We start from the raw sequence: 17,474 nt of genomic DNA on the forward strand, positions 1-17,474 counted from the left end.
CAGGCCACCGACTCAGCCCAACACGGAACGCTTAGGAAATCCCCCCCCAATTGGGGCCGGTGGCGAGGTTGACTTGGAGGGGGACGCGCCAGACGGCGCCGGACGGGAGGCGGACGTCTTCCATCGCGGTGCGGACGACGGGGATCAGGCAATCGAGGTCGGCCTGCGGGACTTCGAAGACGAGTTCGTCATGGACTTGGAGCAGCAGGCGGGCGTTCGCGCATGCGGTGGGGAGGCGGCGGGCGATCGCGACCATCGCCACTTTAATGATGTCGGCGGCAGTGCCTTGGATCACGGTGTTGAAGGCCATCCGTTCGGCGTTGGCGCGGACGGCGGCGTTGTGGCTGCCGAGTTCGGGGAGGAAGCGGCGGCGACCGTACAACGTGCTCACTTTTCCGGCGTGGCGGGCATCCGCCAACACTTGTTCCCGATAGGCCGCGACGCCCGGATATTGGGTGAAATATTGGTCGATGTATTGTTGCGCCGCGGCCGGTGCTAGGCCCAACTGCTGCGCCAGTCCGTACGCGGTCTGGCCGTAGATCACGGCGAAGTTGATCGTCTTCCCGACCATCCGTTGGACACTACTGACTTGGTCCGGCGCGACGCCGAACAACGACGCGGCCGTTTCGGCATGGACGTCGCGATCCGCAGCAAACGCCGCAACGAGGCGCTGATCTTCGCACGTATGCGCCAACACGCGCAGTTCGATTTGCGAATAATCGGCCGCCAGCAACACGTGGTTCGGCGCGGCCACGAAGGCCTCGCGGATTTGGCGCCCTTCGTCGGAACGGATCGGGATGTTTTGCAAGTTCGGGTCACTCGATGAGAGTCGTCCGGTCGCGGCCACTGTCTGATTGAATGACGTATGAATACGGCCGGTCGTCGGATCGATCAGTTTCGGTAACGCGTCTAAATAGGTGGAGAGGAGTTTTGCCAACGAGCGGTGTTCCAGGATCAAGCGCGGCAGCGGATGTTGTGCAGCGAGGCGTTCCAACACATCCGCGTGGGTGGCGTAGCCGGTCTTGGTCCGCTTGGCGCCGGGGAGTTGCAGTTTTTCGAACAAGATCACGCCCAACTGTTTCGGCGACGCGATGTTGAAGGCCTCTCCGGCGGCGCTGAAAATTTCCGCCTCGACGCGGCTCAGGCGTTCGCGCAAGCCTTTGGCCAATTGTGCGAGTTTGGTCGCGTCCACCGCCACGCCGACGGTTTCCATGGCCATCAACACGTGCAGCAGCGGCATTTCCACTTCGCGAAACAGCCATGCCAATCCCTCTTGTTCCAACTCCGGCAGGAAGCGGATGGCCAATTGCCACGTCGCGTCTGCGTCTTCGGCAGCGTAACGGCACGCATCGTCGAGCGGGACATCGGTAAAATCTTTGCGCTCGCCCTCCCCGCTCGCCAGCACATCGCGAAACGTGATCATCGTGTGGTCGAGGTATTGTTGCGCCATCGCGTCGAGTCCATGCGGACCGCCAGGGTTTAACAAATACGCGGCGATCATCGTGTCGCAGACGACTCCGGCCACCGGCAGGCCGTGGCGCGCCAGGATCGGGAGATCGAACTTCGCATTTTGCAGATATTTGGCGACCTGCGCGTCCCGTAACACCGGCCCGAGCATCGCGACGACGGCTTCCAGCGGCAGTTGCGGCGGCACGCCGAGGTATTGGTGGCGCAGCGGGATATAAACCGCTTCGCCGGGCGCGACGGCCATCGAGATCCCGACCAGTCCCGCGTGGCGCGGATTCAAACTCGTCGTCTCGGTATCGAGCGCGCACTGGCCGACGGAGCGGACGCGCTCGACCCACTGGGCCAGCGCGGCGGGTTCTGTGAGGCATTGATAGCCCGCCCGTTCCAACGAGACATGCGGCGCCAGCTCTTTCTGCAAGCTCGTGAATTCGAATTGTTTGAAGAGTGCGCGGAGTTGTTCGGTGTCGCTCGGCGCGACGCGAAGCGCGGCGTCGCTGTAGGTCAACGGGACATCCAACCGAATCGTTACCAGCTGCTTCGACAGCCGCGCCGCCGCGCCGCTCGCCTGGAGTCGTTCTCCCAACTTACCTTTAATCTCCGTCGCGTGGGCCAATACCCCTTCGACATCGCCCCATTCCTGAATCAGTTTGATCGCGGTCTTTTCGCCGATCCCGGCGACGCCGGGCACATTGTCGACTGCGTCGCCCGCCAAGCCCAGCACATCGGTCACTTGCGCAGGCGTCACGCCGAACCGGTCGCGCACGCCGGCGGCGTCGGTGCGCTTGTCGCGCATCGTGTCCCAGAGCGCGACGCGGTCATCGACCAATTGCATGAAGTCTTTGTCGCCAGTGATGATCACGACGTCATGTCCCGCCGCCGTGGCGTGGCGCGCCAACGTCCCGATCAGGTCGTCGGCCTCGAATCCCGGTTGGACGAATTGCGGCAGGCCGAGGCCTGCGACGATCTGCGAAAAAAACGGGAACTGCGGCACTAAGTCGTCGGGCGGTTCAGGACGGTTCGCTTTGTAGGCCGGAAACAACGCTTCGCGGAAACTCGGTTCTTTCGCGTCGAACACCACGGCTGCATAAGTCGGGCGACAGGTCTGGAGAAACTTCCACAGCATTTGGGTAAAGCCATAAAGGGCGTTGGTCGGAAAACCGTGGCTGTTGGAGAGATTGCGAATGGCGTAATAGGCGCGAAAGATGTAGCCGGAGCCGTCGATTAAGTAGAGAGGCGTGTCCATAGTGGGCGTATGCGCACGGGCCTATACTCAAATGAGACTCCATTGACAATCCCAGGATCGATCGCCTAGACGCATTGGCGGGGGAAGAAAGGTCGTCGTATGGCGCGAAGCCGCTTCCTTCACATGTTTGGAGTCGCATTGGGCTTAATGTTGTTGCTGTTTGTGGGATCGGCGCGCGCCGCGACAACAAACGCGCCATTTCTCCGCATCGAGGGCCAGCAACTGGTGCTCGACAAGCGATTCCTCGGACGTTCACTGGTTTTCCTCCCAGGACAGATCGAGAGTAGTCGGCCGGCAATCCCCGCGTTTTCGTCAGCATCTGTGCCGATCGTGCATTTCCAGCGCGGCAATGGCGTAGTGTATTTAGTCGAGGAACCACGCGCCACCGCGTGGCTACACAGCAGTGTGACAACACAACACCTGGCCACGTTTCCGCTGTTGCGCGAAACGGCGACGGCACTGGCGTTCGACTTTCACAGCGGGGCGCTCCACGATTTCTTCCGATCGCCGCTGTCGCAACAAACGGCGACAGACACCAACGCCATGCTGCTCGCAACGCCGACGCCCGCCCTCGATGGGGCGTATTTTCGGAGCCATGCCGCCGGTCCCGGATGGTTCACGATGGAGCATGTGGTCGGCAACGCCGGCGCCGTGTTTCGGTACACGTTTTGGTTGGCCGATCACTCCACACTGACGCCGCTCCGCGACGATCGCGACGACGCCATCGGACTCTTTCCGCCGCAGGCCTGGCTTGGAATGCAGCGCACGCCGCCGATCGTCTGGCGCGTGCATCCGGAACGGCCCTTCACGTTCCATCTCTCCGCCAATATGCCGCAACACGTCCGCGCAGCCGTGCGCGACGGGGCGTTGGCGTGGAATACAATTTTTCATCGCGATGTCATCCATGTTGCAGACGCACCGGCCAGCCTGGCGCCCGGCGATCCGCGTTACCCGATGATCTACTGGTCAGAGCTCCCGCATCGCAACGCCATTGCGCAGATGCAGGCACACCCGCTTACTGGAGAGATTTTGAACGCGGTGATCGTCGTGCAAGCCGGGTGGGCCGAAGTGACACCGGTCGATTTCACCGAGATCCCGGCCACGCCTTCGGCGTTCCGCTTTGCGCCCACCACGGCACTCTGTGACTATCGGGCCATGTCGCCACACGCGGCGATGTACGGCACGGCCTTCGACGATGCCACGCTACAACATCTGGGATTGCTGCAGCTGCGCGCCGTCGTGATGCACGAAGTCGGACACGTCTTGGGATTGCGCCACAACTTCGCGGGGAACTTAGGCACGGAAATCCCGCCTGATGCCGACGCCGCGGACTTCGCGCAGTTAGTGGAAGGGACACGCCCCGCCGACACGCCGCTCCCCTCCAGCTCGATTATGGACTACCTCCCACTCGCCGATGATGTGCGGATGACACACCCGGGCCGGTATGACGCCGCCGCGATCGCTGCGGCCTATCCGGAATTCCAGCTCGACACACCGCGCGATGCAGACTCGGTCCGCTTCTGCACCGATGAACAAGTCGGGGCGATTGCCGACTGTGCACGCCGCGACGGCGGCGCGGAGCCGATTGCGTGGTGGGCGGGGGTCGTCGAATCCGGGATCGAGGCCTATAATCAGTGGATCATTGATAACGTCATTATCCCCGCCGACCAATTCGATCGCTTCCAACCGGATGAGCAGTTGCGTACCGAATTGGCGGAGGGGCGCATCGGGGAAGGGCTCCGCGCACTGCAGCGCTATGCTGAAGGGCGTCACACCTGGGTGCTGCACGGCCACTATCCGTTTGAGCGGGCCACGCAGGCGCGGGCGACGTTGGCGCGCTTAGGTCTCGGCCTGTTCCCCAATCGCCATCCGGCCGTCCGCGAAGACCTCGCCGCGCAACTCGCAACGCTGGAAACAGCTGCGCCCAGCGACACCCCCCATGGCCGCTGGGCGCAACAAGTCTTGATCAATATCCAAGCCGCGCTCGATGCGCTGCCTCTGGGGGCGCGGGAGGTTACTGCAACACGCCACCCACCACAGCCGGATCGTCTGTAACGGTCGGAGCGGTATCCATCTCCGGATCCTCGAACGTCCCGGTCGGCTCTCCAAGATCCTCAGCCGTCAACCCACTGCACGCGCTGAGATCCACGACTTGCATCGTCTGCTCAATCTCCATCGGCCGCACGTAGTAGGTCGTACCGTCGCACACGACTTCGCTCCCATTGGAAATCGCAAATTCCGGCACCCAGTGGCTGAAACCGCTCTCTTCGTCCGCGATCTCTGTCCACGGAATTCCGTGTAACTGACCTTCGCCTTGGTAGTCCAAGAGGAACTTCTCCGACGACCCTTCGCTTGCCTCACTGGCCGGAATCACATGCGTATAAAGACATTGCCACGGCTGATCAAAGCTCACGATCGCTCCATCGCTATCCAACAACGCCGAGTACCGGTTCCACTGATTGGGCCCACTCTCCCACATATACGTCACATCCTGGCTCCAGACGTCCCAGACGTTCGCGAGCGTCGCGGCCACATCGCTGAGCAGCATGGCACCACCATGGATGCCCCATGAAAACATCGTGCCGGTCAGATCGGCGCCGGCGACGACTTGCACCGGCTCGCCGTTATAGCGCAGCACATAGTCATCGGCGCTAAAGGTGTACTCATGGGGAGCGTTCACATCTTCCACTTCCGGCAAATAAATGTCGCCACTGCTCGCCTCGTCTTGGGTGATATTCGCTTTGAGACATTGCGTGTAGCACTTGAGCGTGATCGGTCCGGCCGCCAAGATTGCATCCGTCGGGGCCACGAAGTCGTTCGTGTAATAGGGGATCTCCATTTCATTCGTGATGATCCCGTTCTCCGGCACGACGAGGTCGAGACTGCCGAGGCCGTCTTTCCAGAGATTAAACTGATTGTTCGCGGCCAACACGACCGGTATCGGCTCCGCTTCCGCCGCAAAGGTGCACCCAGTCCCCTCCGAACAGGTCTCACGCCCAACAATTAAGAACTGACTCCCATCCCACTGGACGTGCAATTGACTCGCCGTCTCGCTATCCCATTTCTTGAAAGTCGCCCCGATAAAGTCGCCCAGCTGCAGGCTGTGTCGCACGCGGCTCACCAATCGACCTTCGCCGAGAAAGACGGTGAGGGGGACATCGTCCTCGCCGAGCACGGCCATACCCGACGTCACTGTAACCTCTTCCTCGGGAAACCAGACGCCATAATAACTGCCCCAACCCTGAACATCACCGTATTGCAGGCTCATGCCGCCGTTTAATTCGGCCCGCGCCCCATCGGCTCCGTACAGATTGTACGACCATGCGTGTTCGTCAAAGGCGTGCCGGTCGAGGCACTCTTGCTCACTGCCGTAATCGCTCAGATAGTGATTGGCATCGAACGCCACATGCACGGATTTTTCTTCAAACGTCAGTCCCTCCGCGCCCTTTCCCTGTCCGCCCCCGCCGCCAGACGGGACGGCGCGGTGCATCGAGGCCCTTCCCGTCGAGCCATCCGGCGACACGACCGCATAGAGCATTTCCTGCATGAAGCCCTCTTCCCCCATATTCATCTGCAGGATGATCTGACCGTCGTCGGCCCGGGAGGCCGACAAGAACGCATGCATCACTGGTATGCCGTCGGAGTATCCGACAAAGTTGAGCTGGAAGATTCCGTATTTGTTCGACGGGCTGACCCCTTCCGTGATTACCATCTCGCCACGGATTTCGTCAAAGAAGCCCATTTCGTCGTCGAACGGAATCCACGCCTGCATGATATGGGGACTTTCCGTATTCGCTCGCGAAGAATTCACAATCCATTTCTCGTATTCTACATCGTCCACAAGTGCCTGGTCGCTCGCCTCCCCACTCTGATTCGCGCTCTTCGAACAACCCTCCGCGTTCACCAGCGCAATGTAATTGCCCTGATTGACCATATCGGCATAGTGAGTATCGGCGATACTGCACATGATCTCATTGAATTGGTCCAACGCCTCCATCGAGCGGTCGTAGACAAAAATCTCGGCCTCGTCGGTCACGTAATCACCGCTCGTCGGCTCCGCTTTTAAACCGCGCAGCGACTTCGCGAGACTCGGACTCCCGCTTTCATTCGCGGAGACGAGCGCCATTTGCGAGGCCACTTCCAGCCCCGGCACGCTGGTGTCGCCGGTCGCGCCGCCGGTGCCGCCCGTACTCACGCTCCCGGTCACCCCGCCACTGCAACCCATCGCCAACGTCCAGGCCAATCCGAATGCGAGCGGTACCACCAAGAATAGCCGTCTTTGCATAGCCCCCCCTCGGTTGCGTTTCGAACCCGCGAATGCGCCAGAGACACACAGGGTCTGCAAGGGCAAGGCCAGCGTTGTGAAAAAAATGGCCGGCGGAATTCATGGACTTGCCACTGCGCAGCGCGGCAGCACGGGTGAAAGCCCACTCAAGAGGAGGGGGTATGATGGTGGAATTGACCCAGGGAAAGCGGGCGGCCAACGCCGCCCACCACCTTATTCTTTTAGTAACCGCTGAAAAGCGCGCTTGGTGGTCTCCCAGCCCAAGTGGCCGATCGCTTCGGTGAGCGGGATCTCTTTGGGGCACGCGCGCACGCAATTTTGTGCGTTTCCACAATCGGTCAGGCCGCCGACGCCCATGATCGCATCGAGGCGTTCATGTTTATTTAACGCACCGGTCGGATGACTGTTGAACAGCGTCACTTGGCCGAACGTGAACGGCCCGATGAACGGCGAATGGCTGTTGAATTGCGGACAGGCCTCCATGCAACAGCCGCAAGTCATGCAGCGGGAAAAGAGATAGGCCTTTTCCTGCACCGCCGGCGCGACTTTCGGGCCGGGGCCGAGATGGTGCGAGCCGTCGATCGGGACCCAGGCACGGACTTTTTTCAACGTGTCGAACATTGCGCCGCGATCGACGATTAAATCGCGGACCGGCGGAAACTTCGACATCGGCTCCAACGTGATCGGCTGCTCGAGTTGATCGATCAACGCACTGCACGCTTGGCGCACCTTGCCATTGATCAGCATGGTGCACGCGCCGCAGACCTCTTCGAGACAATTCGAGTCCCAGACCACCGGCTTGACCGTGCGTCCCGCCGCGTCGACCGGATGGCGCTGGATTTCAATCAGCGCCGAAATGACGTTCATCCCCGCCCGATACGGCACCGCAAACTCCTGCCAATACCGCGGGCTATGGACATTATCGCGGCGCGCAATTTTTAGACGGACGGTCTTGGCCATGGGACGGCATCCTCAGTTATGCATAATTCCGCAACTTCGGTTCGACGTATTTAATGTCTACCGGTTCGTACGACAGCTCCGGTCCGGCCGGCGTAAAGCGCGCCTGCGTAGTTTTCATCCATTCGCCATCGTTGCGATCCGGGAAGGCCGGCTTGAAATGCGCCCCGCGACTCTCGTTGCGCTGCAACGCGCCTTTGACGATCACTTTCGCCAAGTGGAGCATGTTATCGAGATGGCGGAGGAACAGCAGCTCCGCATTGGCCCAGCCGGAGGTGTCGAGCGCCTTCGCGTGCGACCAACGGTCGTGCAGCGCACCCACCTGTTCGTACGCGGCCGCCAATTTGTCGTTATGACGGACCACCGAGACGTCGCGGATCATTAATTCAGCGAGTTCGTCGTGCAGACGATGCGGATTCTCCGCGCCGTTCATTGCCAAATGGGCCTTGATTTTTTCCGTCTCCCGCAACTTCGCCGCTTCAAACAGGCTGGACGGCGCGGCGGCAGACGATTTGGCGGCATCTTGCACATAGTGCGCCGCATTCGGCCCCGCGACCATTCCGGCGTAAACGCAAGAAAGGAGCGAGTTGGCGCCGAGTCGATTCGCGCCGTGATATTGATATTCGCATTCTCCCGCTGCAAACAGGCCGGGGATATTGGTCATATGGCGATCGTCGACCCACAGCCCGCCCATCGTGTAGTGCATCGATGGGAAGACCTCCATCGGGACCTTCAAGGGATCGCCCCCGGCGAATTTTTCGTAGATTTCGACGATCCCGGCCAACTTGCCCTTCAGAATTTCTTTCGGGATATGGGTGACGTCGAGATAGACTTTCGGCTTCCCTTCCACGCCGAGTCCCAATTCGAACACAATCTTGTAAATAGCGCGCGACGCCACATCCCGCGGGACCAAGTTGCCGTATTTTGGATACCATTCTTCCAAAAAGTACCAACGTTTCCCGTCGCGCGGGACCCAGACGCGACCGCCGTCGCCACGCACCCCTTCGCTGATCAGCCGATTCTTATCTTCGCCCGGGATCGCGGTGGGATGGAATTGGATCATCTCACCGTTGGCGTAGATCGCGCCTTGTTGATACAACGACGACTGCGTGGAGCCGGTGCAATTACGCGAATTGGTGGAGCGCCCGTAAATCAAGCCAACGCCGCCGGTCGCGATAATGACCGCATCCGCAGGAAAGGTCGCGACTTCCATGGAAGTGAGCGAACACGCCACGATCCCGCGACAGACGCCGTGGTCGTCCAGCACTGCGGAGAGGAATTCCCAGCCTTCGAAGCGTTCGACCAGACCGGCCACTTCGAAGCGGCGCACTTGTTCATCGAGCGCGTAGATCAGTTGCTGGCCGGTCGTCGATCCGGCGAACGCGGTGCGGTGAAACAGCGTCCCGCCGAAGCGGCGGAAATCGAGATTGCCTTCCGGCGTCCGGTTAAACTGCACGCCCATGCGATCGAACATATAGACGATCGCCGGCGCCGCTTCGCACATCCCCTTCGGCAGTTCCTGATTCGCAAGGAAGTCGCCGCCTAACACCGTTTCGTAAAAATGTTGCTGCGGCGAATCGCCTTCCCCTTTGTTATTGACCGACGCGTTGATCCCGCCTTGCGCGCATACGGAATGCGACCGCCGACACGGGACGGTGGAGAAAATTTTTACCGACTGGCCGGCCTCGGCGAGTTTGATCGTCGCCATCAGCCCAGCCAGTCCACCACCTACGACAATGAAATTCGGTTTTGCCATTAGCCAAACACCCGCATGATCGCGAGCCCCCACGTTGCCATGCCGACGAACACGAACCACGAGACTGCCGACGCCCGCCGCTGCGCCGCCGGACTGACGGTGATCCCCCACGTGATCAGCGACGTCGCAAGGCCGTTGGCGAAGTGGAAGGTCACGGACAAGATGCCGATTGCATAGAGCCACTGGGCCCATTCCGGCGCCAACAGTTGCTGCATATCCCGATAGGTGAAATGCCGGTTGCTCATCGCTGCGGCAATCCGCGTCGTCCAGACGTGATACGCAATGAACAACAGCGCGAACCCGCCGGTGACTCGTTGGAGAAAATACATCCAATTGCGATAGTAGTTGTAGCGCAGGAAATTGTTCGCGCCCGTCGCCGTAATCACGATCCCGAGCGCGACGTGGAAGAAAATCGGCAATCCGATCAGGCCGATCTCGAGGCCGACGACCAACGGCAGGCCTTGCAAATCGACGACCATCCGATCGAACGCCTCGGGACCTTGGAACGCGTACGAGTTCGAAAAGAAGTGTTCGAGGACAAATGCCCCGATCGGCACCACACCGAGCAATGAATGTAAGCGGCGCAACCAGAAATACTGGAGCCCTTTAGGACCACTGGATGCCATCGACCGTCTCTTTCACATGTTGAACCGATGCGTCAAACAGCGTCCGCTCGTCGGAGTTCAACGGCAGTTCCACGATTTTTTCCACACCGTGCGCGCCGATAATGGTCGGTACGCCGATGTAGTAGCCTTGCACGCCATATTCGCCGCGACACATCGCCGCACTGACCAACAGTCGCCGTTGTCCGGTCAGATAACTTTCCGCCATTTCCAACGCCGCGATCGCCGGCGAGACAAACGCCGAACCGGTCTTCAACAGACCGACAATTTCGCCGCCGGCCTGCTTGGTCCGATCCACGATTAGTTGCAGTTGTTGCGGCGTCAGGAAGTTGGTCACGGGGACGCCGCCGACCGTGCAGTAGCGCAGCAATGGGACCATCGTGTCGCCATGCCCACCGAGCACCATCGCGCTGACATCGCGCACGCTGACGCCAACCACCTCCGCAACGAACGCCCGGAACCGCGCGGAGTCGAGCACGCCGGCCATCCCGCAGACCATTTGTGGTTGAAAGCCGCTCAATTTCTGGAACGCATAGACCATCACGTCGAGCGGGTTGGAGACGACGATCACGAACGCGCCGGGGGCGTATTCGCGGACGTTGGTCGCGACGGTGCGCATGATGCCGAGATTGGTCTTCAGCAAGTCGTCGCGGCTCATCCCCGGTTTGCGCGGGATGCCGGCCGTGACGATCACGACGTCCGCACCGGCGATGTCAGCATATTGCGTCGTGCCGCTGACGCGGCAATCGCTGTCCAGCAACGGAGCACATTCCCAAATATCGAGCGACTTCCCTTGCGGGACCCCGTCGACGACATCGAACAGCACGACGTCGCCCAAGCGCCGCTGCACGGCTTGTTGCGCCAACACGCCGCCGATATTTCCACCGCCGATCAGAGCAATTTTCTGGTTCGCCATATCCCGTCTCCTTACATCTGCGCGACAATCGCCTTCCCGAACTCCGAACATTTAATTTCGGTCGCGCCCGGAATCTGGCGCGCGAAATCGTAGGTCACGGTCTTGGCCGCTATCGCACGTTCGAGGCCGCGTTCAATGAGCGCCGTCACCTCCGGCCACCCGAGATGCTCAAACATCATCCCGCCGGAGAGGATCACCGAACTCGGATTGACTTTATCAAGGTTGGTATATTTCGGCGCGGTGCCGTGCGTGGCCTCGAAGACCGCGCGCCCGGTGACGTAATTGATGTTGGCGCCCGGCGCGATCCCGATCCCGCCCACTTGCGCCGCGAGCGCGTCGGACATGTAGTCGCCGTTCAAGTTCAACGTCGCCACGACCTCGAAGTTTTCCGGTCGGAGTAAAATCTGTTGCAGGAAATTGTCGGCAATCACATCTTGGACCAGGATCTTGTCGCCCGGCTTTCCTTGGCATTCTTCCCAACCCACCAATTTGCCGGCGAACTCGTCGCGTGCCAGTTCGTACCCCCACTCGCGGAAACCACCTTCGGTGAACTTCATGATGTTGCCTTTATGGACCAACGCCACGTTCTTGCGCCCGTGCTGGATCGCGTATTCGAACGCAGCGCGGATCAGGCGTTTGGAGCCCTCGCTGGAGACCGGCTTGATCCCGATCGCGCTCGTCTCCGGGAAGCGGATTTTTTTCACGCCCATCTCGTCTTGGAGAAAGTGGATGACTTTTTTCACTTCCGGCGTCCCGGCCTGCCATTCGATCCCGGCGTAGATGTCTTCCGTGTTCTCGCGGAAGATGACCATATTGACCTTGGTCGGATCCTTCAGCGGCGACGGGACGCCTTGATAATACCGGACCGGCCGCAGACAGGTATAAAGATCCAGCTCCTGGCGCAGCGCCACATTAATGCTGCGGATCCCCTTCCCCACCGGTGTGGTGAGCGGGCCTTTAATCGCAATGAGATATTGTTTAATGACGTCGAGCGTCTCTTCCGGCAAATAATTCGGCGGACAGGCGTCGCCGTAGACGGTCTTGGCCTTCTCCCCGGCGTAACATTCGAACCACGTTATTTTCCGCTTCCCGCCGTACGCCTTCTCTACGGCCGCGTCGAAGACATATTGCGACGCCCGCCAAATGTCCGGGCCGGTCCCGTCGCCTTCGATGAACGGAAGGATCGGATGATCCGAAACTTGCAGCTTGCCATTCTTGATCGTGACCGTGTCGCCCTGAGTGGGGCGCTGAAGTGGCGATGCCATACGTGCTCCTAACCGTGGGTGAGATAGATTTTGGCGGCGTGATAGATGACGGAGCGGGAAAACGCAAGGATCTTGGTGCAGTGTTCTCGGTACGGTGTTCGACCTGTTCAAACGGAAGTGTTCGGGATTGCAACACTCCCACGCCCGAGCACCTGCATGTTCCCCCACAAGCACGCTGGCACAGCAATTGAACTTCCACGGCGCACGGGCCACGGACGGCTCGGCCAACCTAAGGAGCGCACCGTGGAAACAATTGCTGCAATCCTCCCCCGAGTCCTCACGGCGCTCCACGAGTGGGCGTTCGCGGCCGCACCACCCCCGAAACTCCCGCGCGACGCGCGCCCGCCACCGCACCGCGCCCGGGTCGCGCTCACCATGTCCGCACGTTCGGCGCCGCGGCGTTGGGGCGACTGTTACCATGACGCCGATTGTTGGCAGCCGCACGCGCTGTGCGTGAAGCACCAGTGCGTCCCGCATTGTCACGACACCGACGCGACCAACTTCACTGCGGACCTAAACGACGTGGCCGAACAGGCCTTCACGCCCGGACGCACCACCGCCTATCTGCCGCATGCCGGGCCGGGAAAGACATTGCTGTGGCAACCGATCGACCAAGTCGATGGCTGCAAGACTTCATCGCTGTTACTGGAATATAGCTGCATGGCACCGGATGGCGGGGCCCAAGGGTCACCGCAATTCCAATTTCATTACATCTTCTGTCCGCCCCAAACGCTCTGCCAAAGCACGACCGACGCCACGAGCGGCGTCACTGCCGCCGCATGTGTGCCACTGCCACCTCCGCCCCCTGAACTAACGCCCGATTGCGTGACAGGTGCCGGTCCGTATTGGATGCCGCTCGGCCTGGCTACGAATACCAGTCCCACATACGCCCTCCAAGTCCATGGCGGCACCCTGTTTGCCGGCGGCACGACCGGCGTACGGCGTTGGGAATCCAACACAGGCCTCTGGCAGGCAATCAATGATGGATTCCCGCTCCCGGCATGGGGTTCCGCGCCGCTGATTGTCGATCTCGCTACCGCCGGAGGCGACCTCTTTGCCGTAATGCACAACGCCGCCGTGGATTCTTTTTTCCGCCGCAATCCCTCCACCGCGGCATGGGAACCCGCAGGGCCCACACCGCTCGCGGCTCACGTGTTACTGCCGCACAACGACACGCTCTTCCTCGGCACCGACGACGGCCTTGCATGGTACGACCCGCTATTGAACACCTGCAGCCCACTCGACGCGAGCACCGACGCCTCCATTTACAGCCTCCTCCAAGTCGGCACCCAACTCCTTTACGGCACCGGAACCGGCCTCGTGCGCGGTATCGACCTCGATACCAACGCGACCACGCCGTTCGATGCGTTCTCCCCCACCGGTATCGTCACCGCGCTCGGCGTCTTCGGTGAGTATCTGTATATCGGCGCCCAAGCGGGGCTCACGCGGTGCTGGACCGAAGATGGGGTTTGGGGCAGCGCTGAGACGTACTGCGAACCGATCGAACCCGAGACCGGATTCCCACTCGGGGAATTCGTGCAAGCGATCACGGCATTCAACGACACCTTGTATCTCGCCTCCAGCCTCGGTGTCGTTCGCTTTCAGGCCGACAACGACACGTGGCATCTGGCCAACGCCGGGCTGTTACCGGGCGACAGTGGCGATCTCACGACGCATGCCTTCGCCATCTACCAAGACATGCTGCTGGTCGGGACGCAACAGGGAGTCTCGCAGCAATGTCCGTAAAATAACACGCCGACACTGGGCTCCCGCAGAACCAACCAATATATGCTTGACAGGTGACATATATGACATCTACTGTATGGAATATGTTTCGCACGATGGTCTATCTCGACACGCAAGACCGAGACTCGCTATTGCAACGCGCGAAGTCTGCCGGCACCTCCATGGCTCAACTGATCCGCGACGCGATTCGCCAGTATCTGCAACAGCCGCAACGCGCTGCCACTTGGGCCACCGACCCGATCTGGCGCTGCGCCGCACTCGCCGCCGACGGCCCCGCCCGCTCGGACGCCGAACACCACGACGCGGTCTTGTACAGGGGTTGTTAAAAATGTTCAATGGCGAGGCTGTTCAAAAAGGTCCAGATGCTAGGCGGCCCGCCCGTCCGCGACCGGAGCGTACATGGTCGTACGTGAGGATCGCGGGCGGGCGGGCCAACAACGCAGATGGGCCTTTTTCAACAGCCTCGTACGGAGCCAATCAGTGAGCCGCGGCCTCTTCGTCGACACGAGCGCGTGGAAGGCACTCGTCGACGCGAAAGAAAAATCGCACGATCGCGTCCGGCGAGAATTCGAACGCTGTCAGCGCGAACGCGTCGGCCTGGTCACGACCGACTACGTGCTCTCTGAGACCTTCACACTGTTGCGCTTGCGTTGCAGCCACGACGTCGCGGTCCAATTCGGCGACATGTTGTTTGCCAGCCACGTCACGAAGGTGCAGCCGATCACCGCAGACCAGTTCCGGCAAGCCTGGGCGGTCTTCGGCCGCTACGCCGACAAGGCGTTTTCCTTCGTCGATTGCACGTCGTTTGTGGTCATGGAGCAGCAGAAACTCCGCGAGGCCCTCGCGCTCGACGCCCACTTCACCCAATACGGCTTCCGCACCCGGCCGGGGAAGTAACGTCCTGGAGCACGGACTGCCAATAGCGGATGACGAATTGCAACCGCCAGGCGTCACGCGCGGAGAGTGCGAATTGTTGCACAGCGTGTGCAATATCGCGCCGCGTGAGCCCGGGGAGCGGGCGGCGGACCAGTGCCCGCAGCGCCTGGCCGAGCGGATGACGAGTAAAGACTTCGGAAAAACTGCTGCCGCGCGCTAACTGCCAAAAGAGACCCTCCAAATCGTCGCGCGGAAACGCCAGCGCCTCGATGAGTGGCTCGATCAGCGGAGCCGTCGCCACCTCGGCAGGCCCCAACGCGAACAGGCGGGAAATCGCATCGCCAGGCACAACTGCGAGACAATGGGTGCCGCGCGCCGTCACGATCGTCCGCGCCGCGGGATCCAGCGGACACGCCCGCAGCCCTCGCCGCAACTGATGCAAGGTTCTCGCAATGCCTTCCGGTGCATCTGGGGCACGGATCGCATGTTCCAACAGATTCGACATATACACCACTTGCACCGTCTCGCCGCGGGCTCGCAGCGTTCGTCCGATCCGTGCCAGCACCTCGCCGCGCCAATCGGCAGCAACGCCGGTAACCCGATCTTCCAGCCAAAGCCGGCGCACGGCTGCATAGGCAGCGCGGCTGCTCAAGAAACCACCTCGGCCGGCGGCATTCGTCCGCAGCATTTCCGCGACAAAGGCCTGCCGCGTGGAGGTTTCGGGATCGCGCAACGCCGTGAAGAACTCGATGAGAGCCTGCCCGAGTCGTTCACGATCTGCGGCCGGCCAGTGCGGTCGCAACAAACGCAGCAGATCCGTGATCACCGCATCGTGCCAGCGCTTATCGGCAGCACAACGTTGCACATCTTGTACGCGATGGGCGAACGACTTCCGGTTCCCCTGCGCCGCCGCGCGCTCGTTCAGCGGGACGCCCAGACAAGCGCCGAGCCACACTTCCGCCCGTTCCGCCGCGAGGAATAAACACGCCAACGCCGGGAGCACGGCCTCGGTCACGAACGGGTTATAGTCGACAACATAGCCATGCGTGGCGTCTTGATACGCCATATGCGTCAAACAGAGTCCGGCCCCGGTCCCCAGATAGACGCCGCCACGCCCCACAATCGACTGCGGCCCATCGGCTAATGGCGCCAGCCAATTGCCTTCATTCGTCGGACAATCGATCTGTGAAGAGAGATGCACATTCGCCGGAGGATCCGACAGCTCACGTAGCCGAGTAAAGTAGCGTTCAAGATGTGCACGCATCAACGGGGCCGCAGCGGTCAGCACCGACAGATCAGAGGCTGCACTCGCGGTCAATAACTCCTCCCGCTGTCGCCGCAGGATCCACGCCTGCCCCAGCTGTGGCGCACAACGCAAAATGAGCCCTATCACCAGCTCCGCTTCGTGCTGCCGCCCTTGACGCTCCAAGGTATGGGCCAGCGCGACCCACTCATCGAAGCGCCACGGCGCGCTGCGCAGCGCTCGCTTGTGACGTTCCGACTGCGGATCCCCCTCGCATCGCCAGAGCAACTGCATGACGCGCTCTTCTTCCGCCCGCAATACACATGGGATCGCCGCCGTGCGACGCATCACGCCGTCATTGACCGGAAACGATTGCCCCCGCGCTACGAATGGCTCACTCTCGTGGAAGATCATCGCGCCGCTACCGAAACGTTCGATCATCCATTGTTCGGTCCAATACACCGATGCCGCTCCGCGCCACATCTGGAGATATTGGTCCGCCGCCGCGATCACATCCCGGTCATCGCTCCACCATACCAGCCCCGTCCCACGACGTAACGCTTCGGCCTTTGGAGACAACCGATCGGCACCACACGCCACGGCTTGGCGATAACTGTCGCGCGCCGCCGCCGCATACCCGGCGTGCAGATACGCATCGCCCAAGGCCTCCCACGCAGCGGGCGCGGCCGGTGTCCGACGCGCCGACATCGTAGCGCGGCGGACCACTTGGTCGCGCGGGTGTCCCGGCGACAGTCCGCGCAAGATCCGCAACCCCTGTGGTCGTAATGTCGGCATGCGCTCAACTCATCGGCAGCCCGCCAAAAAAGTTGCGCACCGGCAACAAACGAGTCCGAGAAGAACGCGGCACACGAGACCGCCTACTCAATCTCCGCTCCCATGCGGTCCACGGCGAGCAGACAGGCTCGGATGTCGTTCTCCACGGCCCCGATCGGATGGGTGATGTTTTTGCAGTCGACATGGTGATGCATCATGAGTTGGCGACGCAACTCGAGCTTGTGCAGCCTGACGACTTGATGCAGTTCATACGCCACCAACAGCACTAGTGCGGCGCCACCCAGAATGAGAACTCGTTTCAT

At 61.1% G+C, this 17,474-nt stretch carries 13 protein-coding genes; 4 read left to right on the forward strand and 9 right to left on the reverse strand.

Annotation, left to right across the window (positions count from 1 at the left end; translation table 11 throughout):
- Positions 1–31 precede the first annotated feature (31 nt).
- A complete protein-coding gene (polA, locus tag HY696_05615; GenBank protein ID MBI4237880.1) occupies positions 32–2,710 on the reverse strand; it encodes a DNA polymerase I in 2,679 nt (892 codons plus the stop codon).
- Positions 2,711–2,809: 99 nt separating this feature from the next.
- On the opposite strand from polA, the gene HY696_05620 reads away from it, so the two are divergent.
- Positions 2,810–4,765 (forward strand): zinc-dependent metalloprotease, encoded by a 1,956-nt coding sequence (locus HY696_05620; GenBank protein MBI4237881.1) that lies wholly within the window; start codon positions 2,810–2,812, stop codon positions 4,763–4,765.
- Here the strand turns inward: HY696_05620 and HY696_05625 are convergent.
- From HY696_05625 to icd, 6 genes are all read right to left on the reverse strand, one after another.
- Positions 4,725–6,995, reverse strand: a complete 2,271-nt coding sequence (locus HY696_05625; GenBank protein MBI4237882.1) for a hypothetical protein — start codon at positions 6,993–6,995, stop codon at positions 4,725–4,727. The two genes, HY696_05620 and HY696_05625, sit on opposite strands and share 41 nt — an antisense overlap.
- Positions 6,996–7,208: 213 nt before the next feature.
- Positions 7,209–7,955 (reverse strand): succinate dehydrogenase iron-sulfur subunit, encoded by a 747-nt coding sequence (gene sdhB, locus HY696_05630; protein ID MBI4237883.1) that lies wholly within the window; start codon positions 7,953–7,955, stop codon positions 7,209–7,211.
- Between the two features lie 16 nt (positions 7,956–7,971).
- Positions 7,972–9,708, reverse strand: coding sequence for a succinate dehydrogenase flavoprotein subunit (sdhA, locus tag HY696_05635; protein MBI4237884.1), 1,737 nt, complete (start codon positions 9,706–9,708; stop codon positions 7,972–7,974).
- Positions 9,708–10,334, reverse strand: coding sequence for a succinate dehydrogenase (locus HY696_05640; protein MBI4237885.1), 627 nt, complete (start codon positions 10,332–10,334; stop codon positions 9,708–9,710). The genes sdhA and HY696_05640 overlap by 1 nt, the downstream gene beginning before the upstream one ends.
- Entirely contained in the window at positions 10,315–11,247 is a 933-nt protein-coding gene (gene mdh / locus HY696_05645) for a malate dehydrogenase (protein ID MBI4237886.1), read from the reverse strand. Before mdh ends, HY696_05640 begins: the two co-directional genes overlap by 20 nt.
- Before the next feature lie 11 nt (positions 11,248–11,258).
- Positions 11,259–12,512, reverse strand: a complete 1,254-nt coding sequence (gene icd, locus HY696_05650; GenBank protein ID MBI4237887.1) for an NADP-dependent isocitrate dehydrogenase — start codon at positions 12,510–12,512, stop codon at positions 11,259–11,261.
- 243 nt (positions 12,513–12,755) lie between these two features.
- Between icd and HY696_05655 the strand changes: the two genes are divergently transcribed.
- From HY696_05655 to HY696_05665, 3 genes are all read left to right on the forward strand, one after another.
- Positions 12,756–14,258 (forward strand): hypothetical protein, encoded by a 1,503-nt coding sequence (locus tag HY696_05655; GenBank protein MBI4237888.1) that lies wholly within the window; start codon positions 12,756–12,758, stop codon positions 14,256–14,258.
- 83 nt (positions 14,259–14,341) lie between these two features.
- Positions 14,342–14,584 carry a CopG family transcriptional regulator gene (locus HY696_05660; GenBank protein ID MBI4237889.1) on the forward strand — a complete coding sequence of 81 codons (243 nt, stop codon included), beginning with the start codon at positions 14,342–14,344 and terminating at the stop codon, positions 14,582–14,584.
- 73 nt (positions 14,585–14,657) lie between these two features.
- Entirely contained in the window at positions 14,658–15,155 is a 498-nt protein-coding gene (locus HY696_05665; GenBank protein MBI4237890.1) for a PIN domain-containing protein, read from the forward strand.
- On the opposite strand, the gene HY696_05670 is transcribed toward HY696_05665, so the two are convergent.
- Positions 15,118–17,172: a hypothetical protein gene (locus HY696_05670; protein MBI4237891.1), complete on the reverse strand. Its 2,055-nt coding sequence runs from the start codon at positions 17,170–17,172 to the stop codon at positions 15,118–15,120. The two genes, HY696_05665 and HY696_05670, sit on opposite strands and share 38 nt — an antisense overlap.
- A gap of 83 nt (positions 17,173–17,255) precedes the next feature.
- A complete protein-coding gene (locus HY696_05675) occupies positions 17,256–17,474 on the reverse strand; it encodes a hypothetical protein (protein MBI4237892.1) in 219 nt (72 codons plus the stop codon).

The organism is Deltaproteobacteria bacterium (assembly GCA_016210045.1).
Lineage (GTDB): Bacteria > UBA10199 > UBA10199.